The organism is Nocardia arizonensis (genome assembly GCF_001310275.1).
Lineage (GTDB): Bacteria > Actinomycetota > Actinomycetes > Mycobacteriales > Mycobacteriaceae > Nocardia > Nocardia arizonensis.
Map to the genome: position 1 here is coordinate 179,201 of NZ_LGYZ01000067.1, position 23,008 is coordinate 202,208.

20 protein-coding genes, 2 tRNA genes and 1 pseudogene are annotated in these 23,008 nt (G+C 68.4%); 9 read left to right on the forward strand and 14 right to left on the reverse strand.

Annotation, left to right across the window (positions count from 1 at the left end):
- Positions 1-359: 359 nt before the first annotated feature.
- On the forward strand, positions 360-2,075 hold the full coding sequence (locus tag APZ21_RS13205; protein WP_054813560.1) for a hypothetical protein: 1,716 nt from the start codon (positions 360-362) through the stop codon (positions 2,073-2,075).
- 102 nt (positions 2,076-2,177) lie between these two features.
- Here the strand turns inward: APZ21_RS13205 and APZ21_RS13210 are convergent, their stop codons facing one another.
- The 3 genes from APZ21_RS13210 to APZ21_RS13220 form a co-directional block, all read right to left on the reverse strand.
- A complete protein-coding gene (locus APZ21_RS13210; RefSeq protein WP_054813561.1) occupies positions 2,178-4,346 on the reverse strand; it encodes an MMPL family transporter in 2,169 nt (722 codons plus the stop codon).
- A gap of 379 nt (positions 4,347-4,725) precedes the next feature.
- Positions 4,726-4,802 (reverse strand) — tRNA-Pro (locus APZ21_RS13215).
- Between the two features lie 47 nt (positions 4,803-4,849).
- A tRNA-Gly gene (locus APZ21_RS13220) sits at positions 4,850-4,920 on the reverse strand.
- Positions 4,921-5,469: 549 nt separating this feature from the next.
- Here APZ21_RS13220 and APZ21_RS13225 point away from each other — a divergent pair.
- Entirely contained in the window at positions 5,470-6,426 is a 957-nt protein-coding gene (locus tag APZ21_RS13225; protein ID WP_054813562.1) for a GGDEF domain-containing protein, read from the forward strand.
- Between the two features lie 114 nt (positions 6,427-6,540).
- On the opposite strand, the gene APZ21_RS13230 is transcribed toward APZ21_RS13225, so the two are convergent.
- On the reverse strand, positions 6,541-7,353 hold the full coding sequence (locus APZ21_RS13230; RefSeq protein ID WP_054813563.1) for an Fpg/Nei family DNA glycosylase: 813 nt from the start codon (positions 7,351-7,353) through the stop codon (positions 6,541-6,543).
- Between the two features lie 15 nt (positions 7,354-7,368).
- Complete coding sequence (locus APZ21_RS13235; protein WP_054813564.1) at positions 7,369-7,833, reverse strand: ribose-5-phosphate isomerase; 465 nt, start codon at positions 7,831-7,833, stop codon at positions 7,369-7,371.
- A 264-nt stretch (positions 7,834-8,097) separates the two neighbouring features.
- On the opposite strand from APZ21_RS13235, the gene APZ21_RS13240 reads away from it, so the two are divergent.
- Positions 8,098-9,102, forward strand: a complete 1,005-nt coding sequence (locus APZ21_RS13240) for a M48 family metallopeptidase (RefSeq protein ID WP_082393071.1) — start codon at positions 8,098-8,100, stop codon at positions 9,100-9,102.
- Positions 9,103-9,144: 42 nt separating this feature from the next.
- Here the strand turns inward: APZ21_RS13240 and APZ21_RS13245 are convergent, their stop codons facing one another.
- The gene (locus APZ21_RS13245; RefSeq protein WP_054813565.1) at positions 9,145-9,786 is read right to left on the reverse strand and encodes a mycothiol-dependent nitroreductase Rv2466c family protein; all 642 of its coding nucleotides are present in this window, start codon (positions 9,784-9,786) and stop codon (positions 9,145-9,147) included.
- A gap of 185 nt (positions 9,787-9,971) precedes the next feature.
- Between APZ21_RS13245 and APZ21_RS13250 the strand changes: the two genes are divergently transcribed.
- The 4 genes from APZ21_RS13250 to APZ21_RS13265 all read left to right on the forward strand — a co-directional run bounded on the left by APZ21_RS13250 (position 9,972) and on the right by APZ21_RS13265 (position 13,490).
- Positions 9,972-11,204, forward strand: a complete 1,233-nt coding sequence (locus APZ21_RS13250) for an NAD(P)/FAD-dependent oxidoreductase (RefSeq protein ID WP_054813566.1) — start codon at positions 9,972-9,974, stop codon at positions 11,202-11,204.
- A 115-nt stretch (positions 11,205-11,319) separates the two neighbouring features.
- On the forward strand, positions 11,320-11,718 hold the full coding sequence (locus APZ21_RS13255; protein WP_174553613.1) for a YciI family protein: 399 nt from the start codon (positions 11,320-11,322) through the stop codon (positions 11,716-11,718).
- A gap of 2 nt (positions 11,719-11,720) precedes the next feature.
- A complete protein-coding gene (locus APZ21_RS13260) occupies positions 11,721-12,953 on the forward strand; it encodes an RNA polymerase sigma factor (RefSeq protein WP_054813650.1) in 1,233 nt (410 codons plus the stop codon).
- A 54-nt stretch (positions 12,954-13,007) separates the two neighbouring features.
- Positions 13,008-13,490, forward strand: a complete 483-nt coding sequence (locus APZ21_RS13265; protein ID WP_054813567.1) for an NUDIX hydrolase — start codon at positions 13,008-13,010, stop codon at positions 13,488-13,490.
- Positions 13,491-13,608: 118 nt separating this feature from the next.
- Here the strand turns inward: APZ21_RS13265 and APZ21_RS13270 are convergent, their stop codons facing one another.
- Positions 13,609-14,439: a phosphoribosylaminoimidazolesuccinocarboxamide synthase gene (locus tag APZ21_RS13270; RefSeq protein ID WP_054813568.1), complete on the reverse strand. Its 831-nt coding sequence runs from the start codon at positions 14,437-14,439 to the stop codon at positions 13,609-13,611.
- 218 nt (positions 14,440-14,657) lie between these two features.
- On the opposite strand from APZ21_RS13270, the gene pepN reads away from it, so the two are divergent.
- Positions 14,658-17,231 carry an aminopeptidase N gene (gene pepN, locus APZ21_RS13275; protein WP_054813569.1) on the forward strand — a complete coding sequence of 858 codons (2,574 nt, stop codon included), beginning with the start codon at positions 14,658-14,660 and terminating at the stop codon, positions 17,229-17,231.
- A gap of 59 nt (positions 17,232-17,290) precedes the next feature.
- Here pepN and APZ21_RS13280 read toward each other — a convergent pair whose 3' ends face one another.
- From APZ21_RS13280 to APZ21_RS13295, 4 genes are all read right to left on the reverse strand, one after another.
- On the reverse strand, positions 17,291-17,755 hold the full coding sequence (locus tag APZ21_RS13280) for a DUF5130 domain-containing protein (protein WP_054813570.1): 465 nt from the start codon (positions 17,753-17,755) through the stop codon (positions 17,291-17,293).
- Positions 17,742-18,020 carry an aa3-type cytochrome oxidase subunit CtaJ gene (gene ctaJ / locus APZ21_RS13285; protein ID WP_054813651.1) on the reverse strand — a complete coding sequence of 93 codons (279 nt, stop codon included), beginning with the start codon at positions 18,018-18,020 and terminating at the stop codon, positions 17,742-17,744. Before ctaJ ends, APZ21_RS13280 begins: the two co-directional genes overlap by 14 nt.
- Positions 18,021-18,091: 71 nt before the next feature.
- Complete coding sequence (locus APZ21_RS13290) at positions 18,092-19,708, reverse strand: glycoside hydrolase family 13 protein (protein ID WP_054813571.1); 1,617 nt, start codon at positions 19,706-19,708, stop codon at positions 18,092-18,094.
- A 238-nt stretch (positions 19,709-19,946) separates the two neighbouring features.
- The gene (locus tag APZ21_RS13295) at positions 19,947-20,351 is read right to left on the reverse strand and encodes a globin (protein ID WP_054813652.1); all 405 of its coding nucleotides are present in this window, start codon (positions 20,349-20,351) and stop codon (positions 19,947-19,949) included.
- 165 nt (positions 20,352-20,516) lie between these two features.
- Here APZ21_RS13295 and APZ21_RS13300 point away from each other — a divergent pair, with 165 nt between their 5' ends.
- Positions 20,517-21,224 (forward strand): HNH endonuclease, encoded by a 708-nt coding sequence (locus APZ21_RS13300; RefSeq protein ID WP_239476609.1) that lies wholly within the window; start codon positions 20,517-20,519, stop codon positions 21,222-21,224.
- A 3-nt stretch (positions 21,225-21,227) separates the two neighbouring features.
- Here APZ21_RS13300 and APZ21_RS13305 read toward each other — a convergent pair.
- The 3 genes and pseudogenes from APZ21_RS13305 to APZ21_RS33985 form a co-directional block, all read right to left on the reverse strand.
- Positions 21,228-21,488, reverse strand: a pseudogene (locus APZ21_RS13305) (transcriptional regulator); the annotation flags it as partial.
- 214 nt (positions 21,489-21,702) lie between these two features.
- Positions 21,703-22,371: a DUF8185 domain-containing protein gene (locus APZ21_RS13310; protein ID WP_054813572.1), complete on the reverse strand. Its 669-nt coding sequence runs from the start codon at positions 22,369-22,371 to the stop codon at positions 21,703-21,705.
- A gap of 57 nt (positions 22,372-22,428) precedes the next feature.
- On the reverse strand, positions 22,429-22,851 hold the full coding sequence (locus APZ21_RS33985) for an acyl-CoA thioesterase (RefSeq protein ID WP_338048717.1): 423 nt from the start codon (positions 22,849-22,851) through the stop codon (positions 22,429-22,431).
- Positions 22,852-23,008: the final 157 nt, after the last annotated feature.

Below are 23,008 nucleotides of genomic sequence, written 5' to 3' on the forward strand. Positions count from 1 at the left end.
GGTAGCGAAAACGATGGGCACAACCACATTTTCCCGGGCCCGACTATGACCGCCGCGCGGCCCACCCGCCCTCGGCGACCGCTCGCCCCCGCGCTCCGATATACCCGTCATCCCTCCGTAATCGCCCTGAACTGGGTCGAAACCTCTTCGGCGAGTACGAACCGAACGCGATTGCGTGAACATGACATGACCGCGAATCGAATTGGCCGGTGGCGTGTCGCCCGCGCCACGCCGAGATCAATCGACCTAGAAGCTATTCCACAGTTTCGCGGGTGGCGGTCCATCGACTATGAATGGCATGTGCCGTTCCCATGTGTGATCACCTGCCAGCCCTCGAGCCTCCCTCGGAGGGAGTCGAGGTGACGATCGAGCATCCCCTCGAGGACGATGTCAGTCAGCTGGCGAGGCGGGTCGAGAAGGCCCGAGGTCGACTGGCATACCAGTTCGACCCGGCGCTGACCGAGGCGCTGTCCGAGGACGAACTGCACGCCGAACGCGAGCTCGCCGAGAAGATCCGCGGACAGGATCGCGCACAGCGCTGGAAACAGGCGCAGGCCGCCGCCGCGGCCGCCGACCGAGCTCGTCAGACCACCGAAGAGATCGAGAAGGCAGACATCAGAGATCTACTGGTCGCGCGCAAGGCGATCGCCGCACAGCGGCGGGAATCGAGCCCGCACGCCAAACTGGCGTCGCTGTACCGTCACCGATCCTGGTCGCTGCGCGCCCTCGCGGGCGTGGTCGGCGCAGGCATGCTCTGGTCGGCGGTCAATGTCCAGCACAACATCGCCCCCGGCGGCCCGGGCGACCCGCTGTACTGGTTCAGCTACCTCATCGAGGCGATGATCAGCGTCTGTTTGATCATCATCATGATCGGCACCAACAAGGTCTCCGAATGGGGGGTCGTCGACAACCGCGGTCAGGTCGTCGCCGCCGAAATCGCCCTGCTGACGCTGACCGTCGGCCTGAACACCTACCCGTATGTGCGCGGGGGCCATTGGTTCGACGTCGGTGTCCACGCGGTGGCTCCCGTCATGATCGGCGTTTCGCTGCTCATCCACGACGCGGCCAGCGCCCGCTACGGCCTCGCCATCGCGCGCGCGACCGAGCAGGTGCGCGAGCTGCCCGACCCGGCGGAGGTGATCCGCAGTAGGCTGCCCGATCTCGCGTCCTACCGCCCGATCGCGATGGAGCTGGGCGCCAACCAGTCCGTGGTGATCGAGGCCGAGCCGGAACCCGATTTCGAGCCGGCCGTGGAACTGTACGAAACCGACGAGGCCGACGGCGGCGTCGAGGCCGAGGCCGAGGATTCCGACGCGCCCACCGAGACGCCGCGCGAGGAACGGGAACCCGCCGAGGCCCCGCTGCCGGAGCAGCGCCGTCCGGCTGAGCAGCCCGCCGCACGCGAGACGAACGGCACGACCGCCGGCGTGAACGCTCCCGCGACGGAACCCTTGCCCACGAGGGCAACCGCGCCCGCGGCCAAGGCCACCGCACCGGCCAAGGCCACCGCACCCGCCAAAACCACCGCGCCCGCCAAAACCACCGCGCCCGCCAAGAACGCCGCGCCCGCCAAGAACGCCGCGCCCGCCAAGAACGCCGCGCCCGCCAAGAACGCCGCACCGGCCAAGAACGCCGCACCCGCCAAAACCACCGCACCGGCCAAGAACGCCGCACCGGTCAGGACCGAAGCGCCCGCACCGGTGCAGCGCCCGGCCCCCGTGCCCGCGGAGAAGCCCGCCATCGCGGCGGTGGTCGAGCCGCAGCCGGTCAAGGCCGTGCCCGCACCGACCGAGAAGCCCGCGGCGACCAAGGCCGCGGCACCGGCCAAGAGCGGCATCAGGAAGGTCGTGCCCGCCAAGTCCAGGTCCAACGGCTCGACGGCGGGCGAGGACTCCCGATCGGCCAAGAACGGCAAGGAGACCCCGGCGATTCCGGCCAAACCGGATCTCCAGGTCGTGCCCGCCCCGGACCCGATTCACGACACCGGCCAGTTCCGCATCGCCGAACTCCTCGAACAGGAGCTCGCCGAACTTCAGGCCGAACGCCGTCGCGCCCGCAGCAGCAGGCAGCGCTGATCCACCACCCGATCGATGGGCCCGCCGCCGAGAGCACGGGCCCATCGGCATTTTCACCCCACCGCCGACAGCGAACGGGCGCGCGCCCGGCGGCCTGATTCGTCAGCCTGCCGCGCCTTCCGATACCGTGGATCGGTCCTCCGGCGGTTCGGGCGTCTCGACGTCGGCGGCCCGCACCGTCCGCGCGCGACCGAACGGTGTCCACCAGTTCGCCTCGCCCATGAGGGTGACCAGCGCGGGTACCAGCAGCATGCGCACGACGGTGGCGTCGATGAGGATGGCCAGCGTCATACCGAGCGCGGCCACCTTGATCAGGGTGACATCGGACAGCGCGGCCGCGGCGGTGACGATCATGAACAGGACAGCGGCCGTGGTGATGATCCGCCCGGTCTTCGAAACACCCTCGCGCACGGCCTCTTCGGTGCTCGCGCCGCGATCGCGCGCCTCGATCATGCGCGACATGAGGAATACCTCGTAGTCGGTGGACAGGCCGAATACCGCCACCACCACGACGATGAGCGCGGGTGTCGGCAGCGGCGCCGCCTCCGCGCCGAAGACCGACGCGCCGTGGCCGTCGACGAAAATCCAGGTCAGCACACCGAAAGTGGCGGTGAGGCTGACCACCGCCATGACGACGGCCTTGATGGGCAGCACGATCGAACGGAAGGCCACGGCCATCACCACCAGGGTCGCAACGACCACGATCGTCAGCGCCAGCGGTATCGCGTCGAGGATGGAATCGCTGCTGTCGGCACGAATGGCGTTGACGCCACCGACGAGGACGCTCGTCCCCGGCGGTGCGGCGATCTCGCGCAACGCCCCGACCGCGTCCTCGGATCCGGGCGAGAAATCCGGACTCGTCAGCAGCGCGCGCAACAGAACCAGATCCTTGTCCTCGCCGAGTCGCACGACGGTGCGCACCCCGTCGGTCTGTTGTGCGGCGGCCACGATCTGCGATACCGAGGCCGAAGCGGGGGCCGTGCCGCCGTCCCCGCGGACGAGGATGGTCGCGCCCTCGGCCGCGTTCGGGAAGTCAGCGGCCAGATGTTGCTGAGCCACCCGGACCGGATCGTCGGCGGGCAGCACATTCGGGTTGATGCCGCCGAGTCCGATGCCGAGGAACGGTGCGCTCAGCGCCAACAGCGCGACAACGATGGCCAGCGTGACCGCCACGGGTCGGCGCATGACCCAGTTGGCGAGATCGGCCCACCGGGTCCGGGCGCGCGCCTCCCCCCGCTGGGCCGCGCCGCGCCGCCACGGCAGGGCGTTGATGCGCTCGCCGAGCAGCGACAGCGCGGCGGGTAGCGCGGTCACCGAGACGGCCGCCGCGATCACGATGGCGGCGATGGCGCCGAAACCGAGTGAGCGCAGCATCGACGGCGGGAACACCATGGTGCCCGCGAAGGCGCAGATCAGCAGAACACCGGAAAATGCGATGGTGCGGCCGGCGGTCCGCACCGCACGCTGAGCCGCCTCGACCGGCGTGTGCCCCGCGCCCAACTCCTCGCGGAATCGGCTCACCATGAACAGTCCGTAGTCGATCGCGAGACCGAGCCCGAGGATCGAGGCGATATTGAGGGCGAACGCGCTGACATCGGTGACCATACTGAGTGCGCGCAGCGCGCCGAGCGCGCCGATCATGGCAAGTCCGCCGACGATCACCGGCACCGAGGCCGCGACGAAGCCGCCGAACACGATCACCAGCAGGGCGAGCATCAGCGGGATCGCCACCGATTCGGCGATCACCACGCTCTTCTTCGACTTCTCGTTGTAGGCGTCCACGACCGGGATGAGACCGGCGAAGCGGGTGTCGACCCCGGCGACGGTGACCGCGGAGCGAAGGTCGTGATAGACCTTCAGCTGGTCGCTCATCGACCCGTCGAGGCTGATGGCCGCCAGCGCCGTGCGGCGATCGGTGGAAACCATCGCCAACTGCCGGACACCGGTCGCGCTCCAATAGGATTCGACCGGTTTGGCGAGCACGTCCTCATCGATCGCGCCGAGTCGTTCCAGCACCTGCGGCCGGATATCATCGATCGTCCTGCCCTCCGGCGCCGTGTAGATGGCGACCACATCGGGTGTCTGCCGCCCGAACGCCTTCGCGGTCAACTCGTCCGCGTGCGCCGACTGACTCGCCGGATCCTCGTATCCCGCCAGATTGAGCCGGTCGAGTACCCCGAGCCCCCACAGGCCGCTCAGGAGTATCACCACCACGGTCACCCAGACGACCGCTCGTGGATTCCCGGTGACGAACCGTGCCCACCGCTGCATTCTCACCCCTAGATCACTTCCGCGGGGCGAACCACAGCATCGCCCGCGCTTGCCTCGTCAGGAGATCAAATTCGCGGCTCCGGCCGCCGACTGTCAACGCATCGTTGCACCGATCAACTACTCATTGTCGCCCGTTCGCGAACCGGGTAACGTTGACCATCCGTCACCATCGATTCCCTTGTGACAGAGCACAATTCCGCCACCGTCCACCGCGTGAATCGCCAGACGCGCCGAATATGATCACCCGAGGAGTCGAAATGGACCATCGGACAGACCATCCCACCGGGACGATGGCAGACGGAGAATCGCCGCTCGGACTCACGGGACGCGCCCCTCGCACGCTGCGGGACTTGCGGGCCGGACAGAAGTCCGCGAATGATGGTCGGGGTGACAGGATTTGAACCTGCGACCCTCCGCTCCCAAAGCGGATGCGCTACCAAGCTGCGCTACACCCCGTGGCCTCGTCGCGGAAGAGTCGACGTCGAGGATGAAAACCTACTCGGAGCGGGTGACGGGAATCGAACCCGCACCATCAGCTTGGAAGGCTGAGGTTCTACCATTGAACTACACCCGCAGGCATACGACACCGATGGGATCGCCACGATGTCGTGTGCGCACCGACTGTACCGAACCAACCGCTGAAAAAGCCAATCGCCCCCCGGTCGGAGGATGTGGCACGAGTCACTACCCGCCCCGAGGGGGATTCCGGTCACGGCCGTGGGGTACCCAGCCCGGAATGGACACGCTCCCATCGCGCGCCACGGGCGCGGAATCAGGCCACGGACGGCGGACGGATCCACCCCGGTTACGGCAACTTCACGGCGTGTCATCACGCGACTCTCCAGCGAACCGATACCGATCTGTAACGCCGAGACCTGCGGAACGATCACACATCCGATCGCCGCTCACCAGGCGTCGAAAACTCGTTGTAAAACGCCGTTTTTCAGTGCCGAGTGGCTTGCTAGGATCCTTTTTGCCGGACGGGGGTATCTGGAAAGGGGGCGGTGAACGTGCACCTGACATGGTGGACCCAACCGCATAGCAGTAGTGATCGGGGTGATACCGGCTCCTGTGCGCGCACAGGGCACCCGGGTACCGACGTCGACCCCGCGGGGTGAGCGCCATGTCTGCCGACACCGAGCCACCCGTCAGCGCGATGGCGCGCGCCTGGGCACGTGCGGTCTGCGCGGAGCCCGGCTCGCACACGACTCCGCAGCAGCTGGAACCGGTTCTCATCCAGATCGTGCAGCGCCTACTGGAACTCGCCCGCTTCGAGCCGTTTCCGGTCGATGAAGCCAGGGCGCTCGGCGCACTGCTGGCCGAACCGCCCTTCGAGCGAACCAGGATGCTGGCGCAGGCCAGCCGGTGGCTACTCGGCTTCCCGTCGGGCAGACCCAAATCGCTGGTCGCCACCCGGTGGCCCTTCATCGCCAGCCAGGCCATCGACAGCTACGCCCAGGCCCTCCAGGAACGCGCGCTCGACCAACAGAAGCAGAACATGACCGCCGCGGTGTCACTGCGCGTGCAGGAGATCGCCGCGCTCCAGCACCGGCTGCGCCACGAGGCCACCCACGACGCGCTCACCGATCTGGCCAACCGCACCCTGTTGCAGGACAAGGTGCGCCGCATGGCGGCCGACCCGAACAGCAATGTCGGTCTGCTGCTGATCGATCTCGACCGGTTCAAGCAGATCAACGACGGCTACGGCCACGCGGTCGGCGACGAGGTCCTGGTGGAACTGGCCAACCGGCTGCGCAAGGTCTGCCCGCCCGACACCGTGATATGCCGCTACGGTGGCGACGAATTCGTGCTCGCGGTCAATCGCGACTTCCACTCGCTGCGCGACATCGCCAACCGTATCGTGCACGCGCTGCGCGATCCGGTGTGGTCGACGGCCGGACCGGTCCCGGTGTCGGCGAGCGTGGGCACCGCGCACAATCCGCCCGGTGCGCCGTGCGACTTCACGGATCTGCTGCGCCGGGCCGACCGCGCGATGTACTCGGCGAAGACGGCGGGTGGGCGTCGCTTCGCCTTCGCGGATTCCGACGAACCGGAGATCGACGCCGCTGTCGCGGGCTGAGATCCCGCGGTTTCGACCGCAATGAAGTTTCGACCGCGATGAACCCGCGGTTTCGACCGCGACGCCCTCGGGCCGTGCGTGGCACTCGGCGGCGCGCCGTGTCCCGCGTGTCGGCTAGTCCGGTTGACAGCCGGGGCACCAGAACAGATTTCGTCCCTCCATGACCGCGTGCGCCACCGTCGCGCCGCAGATCCGGCAGGCCGCGCCCGACCGCCGGTAGACATAGGTCCGCGGACGGTCCGGTGCATAGGACGGCTCGCCGTGATCGTGTTCGGGACGAACCACGTGCATGCGGCCGGTCATGACGCCCACCGGCATCAACTCGACCAGATCCGCCCAGATCGCCTGCCGCTGTTCGGCACTCACCGCCGCACCCTCCCGGTACGGCGAGACACCGTGTCGGAACAGCACTTCGGCGCGGTAGACATTGCCGACTCCCGCGATCACGGACTGGTCCATCAACAGTGCGCCGATCGGCCTGCGCGAGCGTGCGATCCGGCACAGCGCGCGGTCAGGATCGGCGTCCCGGCGCAGCGGGTCGGCGCCAAGCCGACCGGTCAGCGCCTCGACCTCCGGCGGGGTAAGCACCTCGCAGGCGCTCGGACCGCGTAGATCGGTGCCGAAGCCGACACCCGCGCCGCCCGCGCCGATCATGCGCATCCTGACCTGGCCGACCGGCGCTCCCATCGGTAGTTCGGAATCGTGAAAGTTGCCGTAGAGACCGAGGTGGACGTGCACGGCCAACCCGGATTCGTAGTGGTGCAGCAGATGTTTCCCGTACGCCTCCGAGCGCACCAGCACCTGTCCGTCGACCAGTGCGGCGCCCTCGGCGAAGCGACCCTGCGGACTCGACACCCGAACCACGCCGCCGACGAACCGTTCCCGGTGCTGCCGCGCCAGCCGGTGCAGCGTATGCCCTTCGGGCATGGATGCGTACCTACCTCACACGGCCGGGGGCACGCCCGTCTTCTCGTACTCCGAGAGGATGTCGATGCGACGCTGGTGACGTTCCTCACCGGACCACGGAGTCGATACGAAAGCGTCGACGATCGCGAGCGCCTCCTCGGTGCTGTGCATACGGCCGCCGATGCCGATCAGCTGAGCATTGTTGTGTTCGCGGGCCAGCCGTGCGGTCTCCGTACTCCAGGCAAGCGCGCAGCGAGCGCCGGGCACCTTGTTGGCGGCGATCTGCTCGCCGTTGCCGCTGCCGCCGAACACGAGTCCGAGACTGCCGGGATCGGCGACGGTGCGCCGCGCCGCGTCGATGCAGAAGGCAGGGTAGTCGTCGAGTGCGTCGTATTCGAGAGCGCCACAGTCGACGACCTCGTGGCCCGCCTGCTCCAGATGGGTCTTGACGTGATTCTTCAACTCGAAACCGGCATGGTCGGCACCCAGGTATACGCGCATGGCAGCGATTGTGTCAGGCCCGCCACGGACGACGCCGCCGGGGGAATGCCTAGAGTTCATATCATGCAGTCCGATGCTCAACGGCAGTCTTTCCCGTCGGTGACCGAATCCGGTGCCGAACCGGCGGTGTCGAACCTCGCGGGATGGAATCCTGCCGTCGGACCGCCCGGATGGATATCCGGTTACCAGTCACCCGCGACCGCGAGTGCTCCGCGACCGCCCACCGTTCCCGTCCAGCAGACCCGCGGACTGTCCCCGTTCGGCATGCCCGCCCGCCACATACTCGAGATTCCGCTGCTGGCGGTGATCGTGGTGCTGACGGCCATGTTCTTCGTGCTCGGCCTGCTGCTGACCCTGGCCGGCTGGATACCGATCGAGATCTCCGGCCCGCTGCTGCTCGCACCGCTGGTGCTGGTGATGCAGCGTGGCCTGCTCTACGCGACACTGCGCACGGGCGGAATCAAGATCACCCCGACCCAGTTCCCCGACGCCCATCGCATGGTGGTGGAGGCCGCGGCCCGCTTCGGCATGGCGAAGGTGCCGGAGGCGTACGTGGTACTCGGCAACGGCGCGATCAACGCCTTCGCCTCGGGACACGGCTTCCGCCGCTTCGTCGCGGTCAACAGCGACCTGTTCGAAATCGGCGGCGCGGCGCGCGATCCCGACGCGCTGGCGTTCATCATCGGCCACGAAGTCGGCCACATCGCCGCGGGCCACGCCTCCTACTGGCGCTGGCTGGGCATGTACACGGTGCCGTACCTGCCGATACTGGGCGGATCGTTGCAGCGCGCGCAGGAGTACACCGCCGACAACCACGGCTACTGCTACAACCACGAGGGCGCGCGCGGCGCGATGCGGACCCTGGCCGGGGGCAAATACCTCAACGCACTGGTCGGATTCGACGAGATGGCCGATCGGGCCCCCGCCGAGGGCGGCTTCTTCGTCTGGCTCTACAACGGCCTGGTCAGCCATCCGGTCCTGACCTGGCGCATGTGGGCCCTGCGCGACCGCGGCAGACACGGCCGGCTGCTGTGGCGTCCCAAACCGCCGCTCGCTCCGCCGAACCAGTTCCCGCCCGGCGGCTATCCGCTGCCCAGCGGGCACTACGGGACCTTCCCCGGCGCGCAGTACTCGCACACCGACGGCTACCGGTATCCGATCGCCGGATATCCGTCCTCACCGCCCGGCGACGTGTTCTACGGCGTGCCGGGAACCCACACCCCGCCACCGGGATATCGGCAGGCGCCGACCGACACCCCACGGTACTGACCGACCCGCGGTGCGGCGTTCGCGCCGTACCGCGGGATGAGCTCAGTCGAAGGCCGGCGCTTCGGTCCTGGTCCGCTTCAGCTCGAAGAAGTGCGGGTAGGAGGCGAGGGCGACCGCGCCGTCCCACACCTTGCCCGCCTCCTCGCCGCGCGGTATCCGCGACAGCACCGGGCCGAAGAAGGCTACGCCGTTGACGTGGATGGTGGGCGTGCCTACATCCTTGCCGACCTTGTCCATGCCCGCGTGGTGACTCTCGCGCAGCGCGGCGTCGAATTCGGTGCTCTGGGCGGCGCTCGCCAATTCGGCGGGCAATCCGACCTCGGCGAGGGAATCGGCGATGACCGCGGCCAGCGAGGCGGCGCGGTCCTCGCGCTCGTACTCGTCGCGGCGATCGTGGATACGGGTACCCATGGCGGTGTAGAGCGGCGACAGGATCTTGTCGCCGTGCGCTTGGGCGGCGGCGATGGCGACCCGCACCGGGCCCCATCCCACGGCCATCAGTTCCTGGTACTGCGGCGGCAGGTCGCGGCCCTCGTTGAGCACCGCGAGGCTCATGACGTGGAAGTTGGCCTGGATATCGCGGACCTTCTCGACCTCGAGGATCCAGCGGGAGGTGATCCAGCACCACGGGCACAGCGGGTCGAACCAGAAGTCGGCAACGTCTTTTCCGGCCGTGTCGGTCACGGTTTGCGTTCCTCTCGATTTCGCGAAACTCGCGTACGTCGGGGTGGCGGCGGGGACGCCGTCAGTGAAAGCAACCACATCGCGGCGCCATTCGTTCCCGGTCCGCTCGATCCGCGTTCGGGCGGGGCGGCTCCCAGTACGCTCGGGTGGCAGGAATCCGTTATCCGTCAGAGAAGGAGTCCGCAATGACCTCGCAGCGTCGTTTTGTCATCGTCGGTGGCGGCCTGGCCGCGGCCAAACTCGCGGAAGCACTGCGGGACAACGATTTCGACGGAACCGTCACCTTGATCGGCGCCGAGGAGCACCTGCCCTACGAGCGACCTCCGCTGTCCAAGGAACACCTGCTCGGTAAGAAGAGCCTGGCGGAGTTCACCGTCGATCCCGCGCAGTGGTACCGCGACCACCATATCGACCTGCGACTCGGCACCGAGGTCACCGCCATCGACCCCGCGGCCAAGACCGTCACCCTGCCCGACGGCTCCACGCTGCCCTACGACAAATTGGCGCTGGCCACCGGGTCGAGCCCGAATCGCCTGCCGCTGCCCGGCGCGGACGCGCCCAATGTCTACACCCTGCGCACCATCGACGATTCCGACACCCTCATCGAATTGTTCGGTCAGGACACCAGCCTGGCGGTGATCGGCGCGGGCTGGATCGGCCTCGAGGTCGCCGCCGCGGCGCGCGGGGCCGGGCTGCGCGTCACCGTCGTCGAATCCGCCGAACAGCCGCTGCTCGGCGCGCTCGGCCCGGAGATGGGCGCGGTCTTCGCCGACCTGCACCGGGCCAATGGCGTCGACCTGCGACTCGGCGCGAAGGTCGAGGAGATCACCACCCGCGACGGTGGCGAAGCCATCCTCGCGACCGGCCTGCGCCTCGGCGATGACAGCACCGTCGAAGCGGACGCGGTTCTCATGGCGGTCGGCGCGCGGCCGAATGTCGAACTGGCCGCCGCGGCCGGACTGGACGTGGACGGCGGCGTGCTGGTCGACGAGTCGCTGGCGACCAGCGATCCGAATATCGTCGCGGTCGGCGATATCGCCGAACAACGCCATCCGATCCTGAACCGCCGAATCCGAGTGGAGCACTGGGCGAACGCGCTGAACCAGCCCGCGGTGGCCGCGGCAACCATGCTCGGCCGACCCGCGACCTACGACCGGCTCCCCTACTTCTTCACCGATCAGTACGACCTCGGTATGGAATACACCGGATACGCCGCACCGGGCGATTACGCGCGGGTGGTGGTGCGCGGCGACCGCGACGGCCGCGAATTCGTGGCTTTCTGGCTCGACGCCGACAACCGGGTGCTGGCGGGGATGAACGTCAATGTCTGGGATGTCACCGACCGGATCAAGGAGCTGGTCGTCGCGGGCGAACCGGTCGATCCACACCGGCTGGCGGACGCCTCGACGCCGCTGTGAACCCGCGTCGAATCGCGGAGAATTCGGCCGACCGGATATGTCGAGACCGCGCGCTCGGTTCCGACCTATCCCCGAGAGCGCCGCGTGGGCGCGCCGACCGGCAAGGAGCCGAATCATGAAATACATGCTGCTGAAGACCTATGGGGCGACCGCCAACTGCGACACCCCGATTACCGAGTGGGCACCCGAGGACATCGTGGCGCACATCGAATTCCAGAAGGCCCTCGGCGCGCAACTGGCGGCGAGCGGTGAACTCGTCGACGCGCAGGGACTGGCGGGCCCGGAGGAGGCGCGGGTGGTGAATTGCGACGGCCGGTCGGCGCCGGTGGTCACCGACGGTCCGTTTCCCGAGACCAAGGAATTCCTGGCCGGATATTGGCTTGTCGATGTAGACAGCCCGGAGCGGGCGCTCGAGATCGCCGCACTCGCCTCGGCCGCCCCCGGTCCCGGCGGCGCGCCGATCGGAGAGCACATCGAGGTACGGGCGGTCATGAGCGCGCCCGCCCCCCGGTAGTGATCGACACCGCCGCGACTGCCGACGACCTGCTGCGCGCACTCGCGCCGCAGGTCCTCGGCGCGCTCGTACGACGGTTCGGCGATTTCGACACCGCCGAGGACGCGCTCCAGGAGGCGATGTTGGCGGCGGCCACCCAATGGCCCGCCGAGGGGATGCCGGACAATCCGCGCGGCTGGCTGATCCAGGTGGCGCAGCGGCGGATGGCCGACACCGTGCGCACCGAGGTCGCCCGTCGCCGCCGTGAGACCGCGGTATTCGACCGCGAGGTGCGCGACGCGGAGACCGTCGACCGCGACGACACCTTGTCGCTGTACTTCCTGTGCTGCCATCCGGCCCTGTCGACGGCCAGTTCCATCGCATTGACCCTGCGCGCGGTTGGCGGCCTGACCACCGCGGAGATCGCGCACGCCTTCCTGCTGCCGGAAGCGACGATGGCACAACGCATCTCCCGCGCCAAGAAACGGCTGGCCGCCCTGGACCGGCCCTTCGCCGCCACCCTCGAGGACGGCGCGGACCTGCGCAGGCGGCTCGGTCCGGTACTGCACGTGCTGTATCTGATCTTCACCGAGGGCCACACCAGTTCCGCGGGCCCCGACCTGCACCGCACCGATCTGTCCGGTGAGGCCATCCGCCTGACCCGCGCCGTGCACGCCCTCGTCCCCGAGGACACCGAGGCCACGGGTCTGCTCGCGCTCATGCTGCTGACCGACGCCCGCCGCGCGGCGCGCACCGGACCGCACGGCGAACTCGTCCCGCTCGCCGAACAGGACCGCAGGCTGTGGAACCGCGCGCTCATCACCGAGGGCATCCGGCTCACCACCGCGACCTTGGCGCGCGGGCTGACCGGGCCCTATCAGGTGCAGGCCGCCATCGCCGCGGTGCACGCCCAGGCGCTGCGCCCGCAGGACACCGATTGGGCCTCGATCCTGCGGCTGTACGAGGTGCTCGAACGACTCGCGGGCACACCGCTGGTGACCTTGAACCGTTCGGTCGCCCTCGCCATGGTCGAGGGTCCGGCCGCGGGTCTGGCGCTGACCGATACCGTTGAGCCGGATCTCGCGGGCAGCCACCGGCTCGCCGCGGTGCGCGGACACCTGTACGAGATGGCGGGCGACAATCCGGCCGCCGTCGCCGCCTACACGGCCGCCGCCGCGCGCACCACCAGCACGCCCGAACGCGACTACCTCACCATCCGCGCCGCCCAACTGCGCGACCGTGCGGACGCGGACTGAGTCGTCGCCCGGTCGGCGGTCCCCCGCGGATCGCGGCCGGGCAGACTGCACGACGTGGCAGACAAAACCAGTGCGGGCGTCCTGCTGTTCCGGCGGACCACCGGCAACGGCACCGAGGTGCTTCTCGGGCATATGGGCGGACCGTACTTCGCGAAGAAGGACGACGGCGCGTGGTCCATCCCCAAGGGCGAGTACAACCCCGAGGAGGACGCGCGCGCCGCGGCCGGCCGGGAGTTCACCGAGGAACTGGGCCTGCCGGTGCCGGATGGGGAATGGCTGCCGCTCGGCGAGGTCCGCTACGGGTCCGGCGCGGGTCACAAGACGGTGCTGGTATGGGCGGTCGAAGGTGACCTCGACCCGGAGGCGGTGGTCCCGGGCACCTTCGAGATGGAATGGCCGCCGCGCTCGGGGCGCATGGCCGAATTCCCGGAGCTCGACCGCGCCGCCTGGTTCGACCTGGCCACCGCGCACGACAAACTCGGCAAGGGTCAACGGCCCTATCTGGACCGGCTGTCCGATCTGCTCGACAACCGGTAGGGCGGCACGGCTACCGTCGGCAACCGTCGAGCAGTAGGCGGATGGTGAGACGCACGTCGTAGTTCGGATCGGCTATCTCCGCGCCCGCGCAGATGTCGCCGACGGATACGGCCCGACCCTAGGGCCGCGTCCAGGCGCGACCGGTGATGCGCTCGTATGCCTCGACGTATTTGCCCCGGGTCGCCGCGACGACCTCGGCCGGAATCTCCGGGCCGGGCGGTTCCTTGTCCCAGCCGGTCGAGGTCGCCCAGTCGCGGACGAACTGCTTGTCGAAGGAGGGCTGGGCGTGGCCGGGCTCCCACTCGTCGGCGGGCCAGAAGCGCGAGGAATCCGAGGTGAGCACCTCGTCACCGAGGGTGAAAACATCACCGTCCCAGCCGAACTCGACCTTGGTGTCGGCGATGATGACCCCGTTGCGCGCCGCGTGCTCGGCCCCGCGCACGTACAGGTCGAGGGTGGTGTCGCGCAGTTTCTCGGCGACCTCGCACCCCTCCTGACGCACCACGTCATCGAAGGTGATCGGTTCGTCGTGGCCCTCGGCGGCCTTGGTCGACGGGGTGAAGATCGGTTCGGGCAGCTTGTCACCGTCGCGCAGCCCCGGCGGCAACGCGATGCCGGAGACCGTGCCGGTCCTGCGGTACTCCTGGAGTCCGCCGCCGGTCAGATAGCCGCGGGCGATGCATTCCACCTGGATCATCCGCAGCGGTTTCACCCTGATCCCGCGGCCCGCGAATTCGGCGGGCACATCGGTCGTGGAGAGCACGTGATTGGGGATATCGGCGAAGAAGTCGAACCACCAGTTCGACAGCTGGGTCAGCAGCGCGCCCTTGTCAGGAATCGGCGTCGGCAACACGACGTCGTAGACCGAGACCCGGTCCGAGGCGACCAGCAGCAGGCTGTCGCCGTCCTCGTACAGGTCGCGCACCTTTCCGGCGTGCACATGCTTCAACGTCGAGCCTCCGAATCCTCACTGGTGTAGCCGCGCCGAACGGCAACGATACCGCCGCCGCGCGGGCCCGCTCGCGGCGCGGCGCACGGGCGATGCGGCGAGGCGACACGAGTACGCCGCGCACCGATAGGGTTGGCGGGAAACTTCCGCGCGCGCCGCACCGCGCTGGTGGCAGTATGCGTGGCGCCCGCGCCGTTCTTCGACCACGAAGGAGCCTCATGTCCGCACCCAACCTGACTCGCGAACAGGCGATAGAACGCGCCGCCACGGTGCAGGTCGAGAACTACCGCATCGAACTCGACCTGACCGACGGGTCGGGGAAACCGGGTGAGCAGACCTTCTTCTCACGCAGCACGGTCGCCTTCACGGCGACACCGGGGGCGAGCACCTTCATCGACATCGTCGCCCGCGGGGTGCGCTCGGCCGTGCTCAACGGCGTCGCGCTCGATGTGTCGGACTACGACGAGTCGACCGGCATCCCCCTGGACGACCTTGCCGGGCGCAACGAACTCGTGGTCGAGGCCGACTGCGAGTACTCCCACACCGGCGAAGGTCTGCACCGGTTCGTAGACCCCGCCGACGGCGCGGTCTACCTGTACTCGCAGTTCGAAACCGCCGACGCCAAGCGCATGTTCGCCTGCTTCGACCAGCCCGACCTCAAGGCCACCTTCGACATATCGGTCACCGCCGACCCGACCTGGCATGTCATCTCCAACGGCGCGGTGGTCGAGACCGTGCGCGCCGAACCCGGCCACCACCTGTTCCGCACCACCCCGCGCATGAGCACCTATCTGGTCGCGCTGATCGCGGGACCCTACGCGCAGTGGACCGACGCCTATACCGACGACCACGGCACCATTCCGCTCGGCATCTACTGCCGCGCCTCGCTGGCCGAGCACATGGACGCCGGTCGGCTGTTCACCGAGACCAAACAGGGTTTCGGCTTCTACCACGCGAAGTTCGGCGTGCCATACGCCTTCGGCAAATACGACCAGCTGTTCGTGCCGGAATTCAACGCGGGCGCGATGGAGAACGCGGGCGCGGTGACCTTTCTCGAGGACTACGTCTTCCGCTCCAAGGTCACCAGGGCCTCCTACGAGCGCCGCGCCGAGACCGTCCTGCACGAGATGGCGCACATGTGGTTCGGCGATCTCGTCACCATGAAGTGGTGGGACGATCTGTGGCTCAACGAGTCCTTCGCCACCTTCGCCTCGGTGCTGTGCCAGTCCGAGGCCACCGAGTACACCAATGCCTGGACCACCTTCGCCAATGTCGAGAAGTCGTGGGCCTACCGCCAGGACCAGCTGCCCTCCACCCACCCCATCGCCGCCGACATCCCCGACTTGGCGGCGGTCGAGGTGAACTTCGACGGAATCACCTACGCCAAGGGCGCTTCGGTGCTCAAGCAACTGGTGGCCTACGTCGGGCTCGACCCGTTCCTCGCGGGACTGCGCGCGTACTTCGCCGACCACGCCTACGGCAACGCGACCTTCGACGACCTGCTGGCCGCGCTGGAGAAGTCCTCCGGTCGCGACCTGTCCGACTGGGGGGCGCAGTGGCTCAAGACCACCGGCCTGAACATCCTGCGCCCCGATTTCGAGGTCGATCCCGGCGGACGCTTCACCCGATTCGCCGTCGTCCAGGAGGGCGCGCGGCCCGGCGCCGGGGAGTACCGCGTGCACCGGCTCGCCATCGGCATCTACGGTGAGCGCGACGGAAAGCTGGTACGCACCCACCGCGTCGAACTCGACCTCGAGGCGGCCGAACGCACCGAGGTGCCCGAGCTGGTCGGAGTCGAGAACGGCCAGTTCGTGCTCGTCAACGACGGCGACCTCACCTACTGCTCGGTCCGGCTCGACCCGGATTCCCTCGACGTGGTGCTGCACCGCATCCACCAGATCGTCGAACCGCTGCCGCGCACCCTGGCGTGGTCGGCGGCATGGGAGATGACCCGCCAGGCCGAGATGCGCGCCCGCGATTTCGTCGGCCTCGTCCAGCGCGGAATCGAGGCGGAATCGGAGATCGGCGTGGTACAGCGGCTGCTCATGCAGGCGCATACCGCCATCGGCAGCTACGCCGATCCGAGCTGGGCGACCGAGACCGGCTGGCCCGCATTCGCCGACCGGCTGCTCGAACTCGCCCGCGCCGCCGAGCCCGGTTCGGACCGTCAACTGGCCTTCGTCAACGCCCTGACCGGCGCGAAACTCGAACCGCGGCACCTCGACACGCTGGCGGCGCTGCGCGAGGGCGAGCCCGCCGGACTCGACGGGCTCGTGGTCGACACCGACCTGCGCTGGCGCATCGTCGCCGCGCTGGCCGCCGCGGGCCGCATAGACGCCGACGGCCTCGACACCCCCGTCATCGACGGCGAACTCGCCAACGACAACACCGCCGCGGGCAAGCGCCAAGCCGCCGCGGCGGCCACCGCGCGTCCGATAGCGGAGGTCAAGGAAAAGGCATGGGCGACGGTCATGGGCGACGACACCGTGCCCAACATCACCGCGCGCGCCATCGTCGGCGGCTTCGCTCCCGCCGGACAGGCCGAATTGCTCGGTTCCTTCGTCGAACGGTATTTCGCCGATATCCCGGGTGTGTGGGAGCGGCGTTCCAGCGAAGTCGCCCAGACCGTGGTCGTCGGTCTGTATCCCGCGTGGGCCATCAGCGAGGAGGCGGTCGCCATCGCCGACAAGTTCCTCGCGGGCGACCACCCGCCCGCGCTGCGCCGCCTGGTCAGCGAGGGTAAGGCCGGTATCGAACGCGCACTGCGGGCCCGCGCCTTCGACGCCCGGTAAGAGCGAAACGGGGTGGATCGGCTCCCACGAGCCGATCCACCCCGAACGCTATCCTTCGCTCAGCGCCCGATCGCGGCCGCCATGACGCGAATCGCCGAGACGAGTCCGTCGATCATCTCGCCCTGCCGGAACGAGCTCAGCGCGGCGGTGACGCCCAGCTGGCAGACGCGGTCGTTGGCGCGGTCGGCCACCTCGCTGCCGGAGCGGACCTCGATGACCTTCTCGTTCGGCGACACGGCGAGGAGCACCGAACGGGCCGCCTCCGGGGTCGCGGGGAAGATGGCGTCCACACCCGCGGCCGGATCGGCCCCCAGGTCGCCGATGTAGACGTTGAACCGCACCTTGGTGGCCCTGGTGGCCTCGGTGAGCACATTGTCCATGGCGAGCCGCTCGTCGTCGCTGAACGGCACCTCCTTGAACACATCGCCCGCCTCGTGCACCCCCGAGACCCGACCGCTGCTGGTCAGTGCGTATCCGTGCGGCAGGTCGGATTCGACCACCGCGGGCCAATTAGAACTTGCCACTTGCCCGGCCTCCGATCAGATCCGCCGCGGACGCTTCGATGGCGGCGTGGTCGCCGTGCGCCCCGGCACTACCGTGGTGGCCGTGTCCGGTCACCTCGTCGGTCGCACTCCACAGGACCGGCGGCTGAGTCCACTTCTGACCGAGGTCGAAATGGGTCGGCTTGTCACCGGCCAGTGGCTTACCGAGATACGACAATCCGGCGATGGCGCCGTAGACCACGAGTGGAATGCCGCCGAAAATCAGCACTGTCTCGAGAATGCTCACGAAGCAACGGTATCCGATCGGCTGTAGTAGATCATCCACCCGGTCGAACCGGGAGCGATCCGTGTCGAGGATCAGGTCAGCCAGGCGGCCGCGTCCGGCGGCAGCTGACCCTCCACCAAGGCCGCGCTGGCCAGCAGCACATCACCCGGCGGCAGCGGAATCGGCCCCGCGGTGGTGTTGAGTACACAGATCAACCCGCCCGGACGGCGGAAGGCCAGACATCCCTTCGGGCTGCCGTACCACTCCACGCTCGCGCCGGAGAACTCGCGCCGAGCGCCGCGCAGTTCGATCGCCATGCGATACAGCGACACCGTGGAGCCGAGTTCCTCCAACTGCGACTCCACCGTGAGCGCGGCCCATTCCGGCGGTGCGGGCAGCCACGAGGTCGCCGCCGAGGTGAAGCCGAACGGCGGGGTGTCGCCCTCCCACGGCAGCGGCACCCGGCAGCCGTCACGGCCGCGATCGGTGTGTCCCGAGCGCTCCCACACCGGGTCCTGGAGCACCTCTTCGGGCAGATCGTCCACATTCGGCAATCCGAGTTCGGAGCCGTTGTAGAGGAACACCGTGCCGGGCAGTGCCAATTCGACCATCATCATGGCCTTGGCGCGGGCAACACCGCGCGGGCCACCGCCGTAGCGGGTGACCTCGCGCGCGATGTCGTGATTGGACAGCGTCCAGGTCGGCGTCGCCCCGACCGGCGCCACCGCGTCCAGCGAATTGTCGATGGCCGAACGCACGGCCTCGGCGTCGAACGGGGTCTCGGCGAGGCGGAAATTGAAGGCCAGATGCAGTTCGTCGGAACGCACGTACTCGCCGAAACGGGTGTTGTCGTCGACCCACACCTCGCCGATGGACACCGCGTGCGGATATTCGTCGAGAACCTTGCGGAAACGTCGGTGGATCTCGTGTACGCCGGGATTGTTGAACCGCGGATCGTCGTCGTCGTGCACCAGCATCTTGGTCGACACCGCGGCCATATCGGGCAGTCCCGACGGCTTGGCCATACCGTGCGCGACGTCGATGCGGAAACCGTCGACGCCGCGGTCGAGCCAGAACCGCAGCGTCTGCTCGAAATCGGCGATGACCTCGGGATTCTCCCAGTTCAGATCGGGCTGCTCGGAAGCGAAGATGTGCAGGTACCACTGACCGGGCGTGCCGTCGGGTTCGGTGACGCGCGTCCAGGCCGGGCCGCCGAAGATGCTGGGCCAGTTGTTGGGCGGTTCGGAACCGTCGGGGCCGCGGCCGTCGCGGAAGATGTAGCGGGCGCGTTCGCCGCTGCCGGGCGGGGACTGCACGGCGGCCGCGAACCACGGGTGCTGATCACTGGTGTGGTTGGGCACCAGATCCATGGTGACCTTGATGCCGCGCCCGTGCGCGTCGGCGATCAGGGCGTCCATCGCGGCCATCCCGCCGAACAGCGGATCGATATCGCGCGGGTCGGCCACGTCGTAACCGCCGTCGGCCATCGGGGAGCGCATGACCGGGCAGATCCACAGCGCGTCGATACCGAGCAGTTCCAGATACCCCAGCTTCTCTCTGACACCGCCGAGGTCGCCGACGCCGTCGCCGTCGGAGTCCGCGAAGGATCGGGGGTAGACCTGGTAGAACACGGCCGAACGCCACCACGGTTGTCCTTGGCCGTCAACCGGCGCGTTGCCCTCCACCGGCGCGGCTGGTGATTCTGTCACGTCCGCAATAGTGCCAAAGAATTTCACCGAATTCTCTCAGGCAACGCCATAACATCGAAATCCCGCAAACCGTCAGCGTCGCCGCGCTCGCACAGCAGGTAGCCGGGTCACACCCGCCGCACCACCGCAACCCCCCTCGACGCAGCGCCGGATCCCATATATCAGCGAATTCACCGCCACCGCGAAATCGCGATATGCGTCACGTTCTGCGCGGTGTCGTCCGCCCGCTTTGCGGCCCTCAGAACGGGGAGTTCACCAGGGAATGGGCCGCCATCTCCAGATAGTCGAGCAGCGCCTTGCGGTGTTCGTCGTCGAGGACCTCGGGCTCGATCTCGGCAACGCCGACGCGCATGCACCGCAACCACGCGTCGCGCTCGATCGGACCGACCTTGAACGGCATGTGCCGCATCCGCAGCCGCGGATGCCCGCGTTCGTCGGAATAGGTGCGCGGACCGCCCCAGTACTGTTCGAGGAACATGCGCAACCGCCGCTCGGCCGGGCCGAGATCCTGCTCGGGATACAGCGGACGCAGCACCTCGTCGGCGGCCACCTCGCGGTAGAACGCGGCGACGATTCGCCGGAAGGTCTCCGCACCGCCGACCGCGTCGTAGAACGAAGTCGCCGTCTGCTCGCCCGTGCTCATCTGATCCTCTCCCTCGCCGAATCCACCGACGTCCATTGTGCCCGCTCGCCCGCACTTGGCCTCGCGGCGGCGCTTCAGCAGCAGTTAACCGAACATTGTGCGAAATCACCGTGCAATCGGCCGGTTTCCGTGGTCAACTGGGGAGCAGTCCCAGCGGAGGTCCCCATGAAGCAGCGGCACGGCCGATCACACGAGGTCAGGGCACACCGACAACTCCAGCCCGCCGACGTCCACAGTCGTGGGTCGGGGGCCACTCCGCTGCACATTTTGTCCGACCATCATCCGGGGGCGCATCGCCCCGCCGAGACCGTCCATCACGGTCCGCACCTGACTTCGATTCCCACCGAGACCGTCAACTGGTTGAAGCGCCGGGTGTTGCTTCTGAACGCCACCTACGAGCCGCTCACCGCATTGTCCGCTCGTCGCGCGGTCATCCTGCTGATCTGCGACAAAGCCGACGCCGTCCATCACAACGACGAGGGTCCGGTAGTCCATTCCGCCGCGGCCGAGGTCGCGATTCCATCCGTCATCCGACTGCGCAACTACGTGCACGTCCCCTATCGCGCCCGCGTTCCCATGACGCGAGCCGCCCTCATGCACCGTGACCGCTACCGCTGCGGTTACTGCGGCGGCAAGGCCGAGACCATCGACCACGTCATTCCGCGCAGCCGCGGCGGCGAGCACTCCTGGGAGAACTGCGTCGCCAGCTGCGCACCGTGCAACCACCGCAAGGCCGACAAACTGCTCAGCGAACTGGGCTGGACCCTGCGGGCGCCCCTGGTCTCGCCCAAGGGTCCGCACTGGCGGCTGCTGTCCACCACCGCCGAACTCGACCCGGTGTGGTTGCAGTACCTCGGCGAGGGCGCGGCCTGACACTCAGGTGTACTCGACGACCAGCGTCGCCCAGGTCCCGGCGGCCAGCGCCTCGAAGAGGTGCGGCGCGTCGCCGGGATAGGCGATGTAGTCGCCCGGCTCGAGTTCCACCGGGGCCGCACTCGGGCCGACCAGCGCCCGCCCCGCCGCGAGCAGCACATGTTCGACGACCCCCGTGATGTGCGGATCGGATTCGCGAGCATGGCCGGGTGGCCAAGCGGCCGTGGCCGCGGCCGCGATCACGGCACTCCTGCGCCTACTCGGCGCCTCGTGAGTCGCCGGGAGGTTCGGTGCTCGGCGGGTTATGCCACGTCAGCGAAATCCGGGTCGCGAATGCCCGCGTGACTCCACCGGTCGGGTTCTTCGCCGTATCCGCACCGAGGCAATGCGCCGCTCCCGTGCCCGCACCGCCGGTTCGGGCGGCGAGGGATTGCACCTCGCGGTGGCGAGGTGCCCGATACCGGCAAATGCCTACCGGTCAGTTCGGGGTCAGGGGGATGGCGCCGCCTCGGCGGCGGGCCACCGATCCATAGCGCGCGTCGAGACGCAGCCAGGTCGCGGTGGCGCGGACCCGGACTATCTCGGTGGGCGGGATGCGCCGGGCCTCGGTCTTGTCGCCCGAATGGGGGATGAAATCCATTGCGGTGAGCGCGAACACGACTCGCATGGGGACTTCCACCGAGGCATTGTCCGCCGTGGCGGTCAGGACCGTCTGGTCCAGCAGGGATGCGGGCGGGCCGTGCGAACTGCCGTGTTCCTTGGCCAACTCGGCGCCGCGTTCGGCCAATTCCACCAGGGAGCGGGCAGGCACGTCATCGATGTGGGCGAAGCCATCGGCGGGCGGCAGGGCACCACGCCAGGCCGAATCCATCGAATAGCCCAGGTCGATCGGGCTGCCCGAGCCGAGACCCGCCAGCACCAGATCCGCACCGATGGTCACGTCGTCGACGCCGAGTTCGGCCAGTACCGTGCGCACCGCCAGCGCCTCGAATCCGGTGCCGACCCAGGCCGAGACGTACCGGTCGCCCCGTCTGCGCAACCGCACTACCACGGCGGGGTCGAGCCGGATGGCACGGGTCAGGAAGGTGGCCAGATTTTCGCGTTCGGCCGGATCGGTCACGTACAGCACGCGCTGCTCGGACACCATCTAGAACGGTCCTGTCATCGTCACGCCAGTAGGTTCAGCGCTGTTCCGCGGCCTCGTTCAGCGATCCATCCATTCGGCCAGGTACCCGCGCTCGGCGTCGGAGAGCCTGCGCAGTCGCTGGGTCTTGATATCGAAGGCGGCGATCTGGGTGGAAGCGAGCACCGCGGGTGCGGACTCCTCGGCGGCGCCGTTGGCGCGCACCTCGTAGCCGACGGTGAAGTCGACCGCCCGGATCTGCTCGATCCACATGGCGATATCGAGCGGGGTGTCTTCGTGGCGCAACTGGCCCCGGTAGCGCACCCGCAGATCGGCGAGTACGCAGCCCTCACGCAGCGAGGCGGTGGGTCTGCCATCCTCGAACAACCAGGGAATGCGGGCCTCCTCCAACAGTGTCACCATGCGGGCGTGATTGACGTGCTGGAACACGTCCATATCCGACCACCGGATCTCGACCTTGGCGTGAAAGCGCCTGGGCAGCACGCCGGCTCCCCCTTCGCCGCTCCCCCTACCGTTCACAGAACTCGTCACCGTGACACCTCCGATTGGGCGCCCGACCCACCCCGCGTCGCGGCCGCCACATTGCGGCCGTACAGCGGAGCGAGACCGTGGTCGCCGGACTCGATCACCGACCAGTATG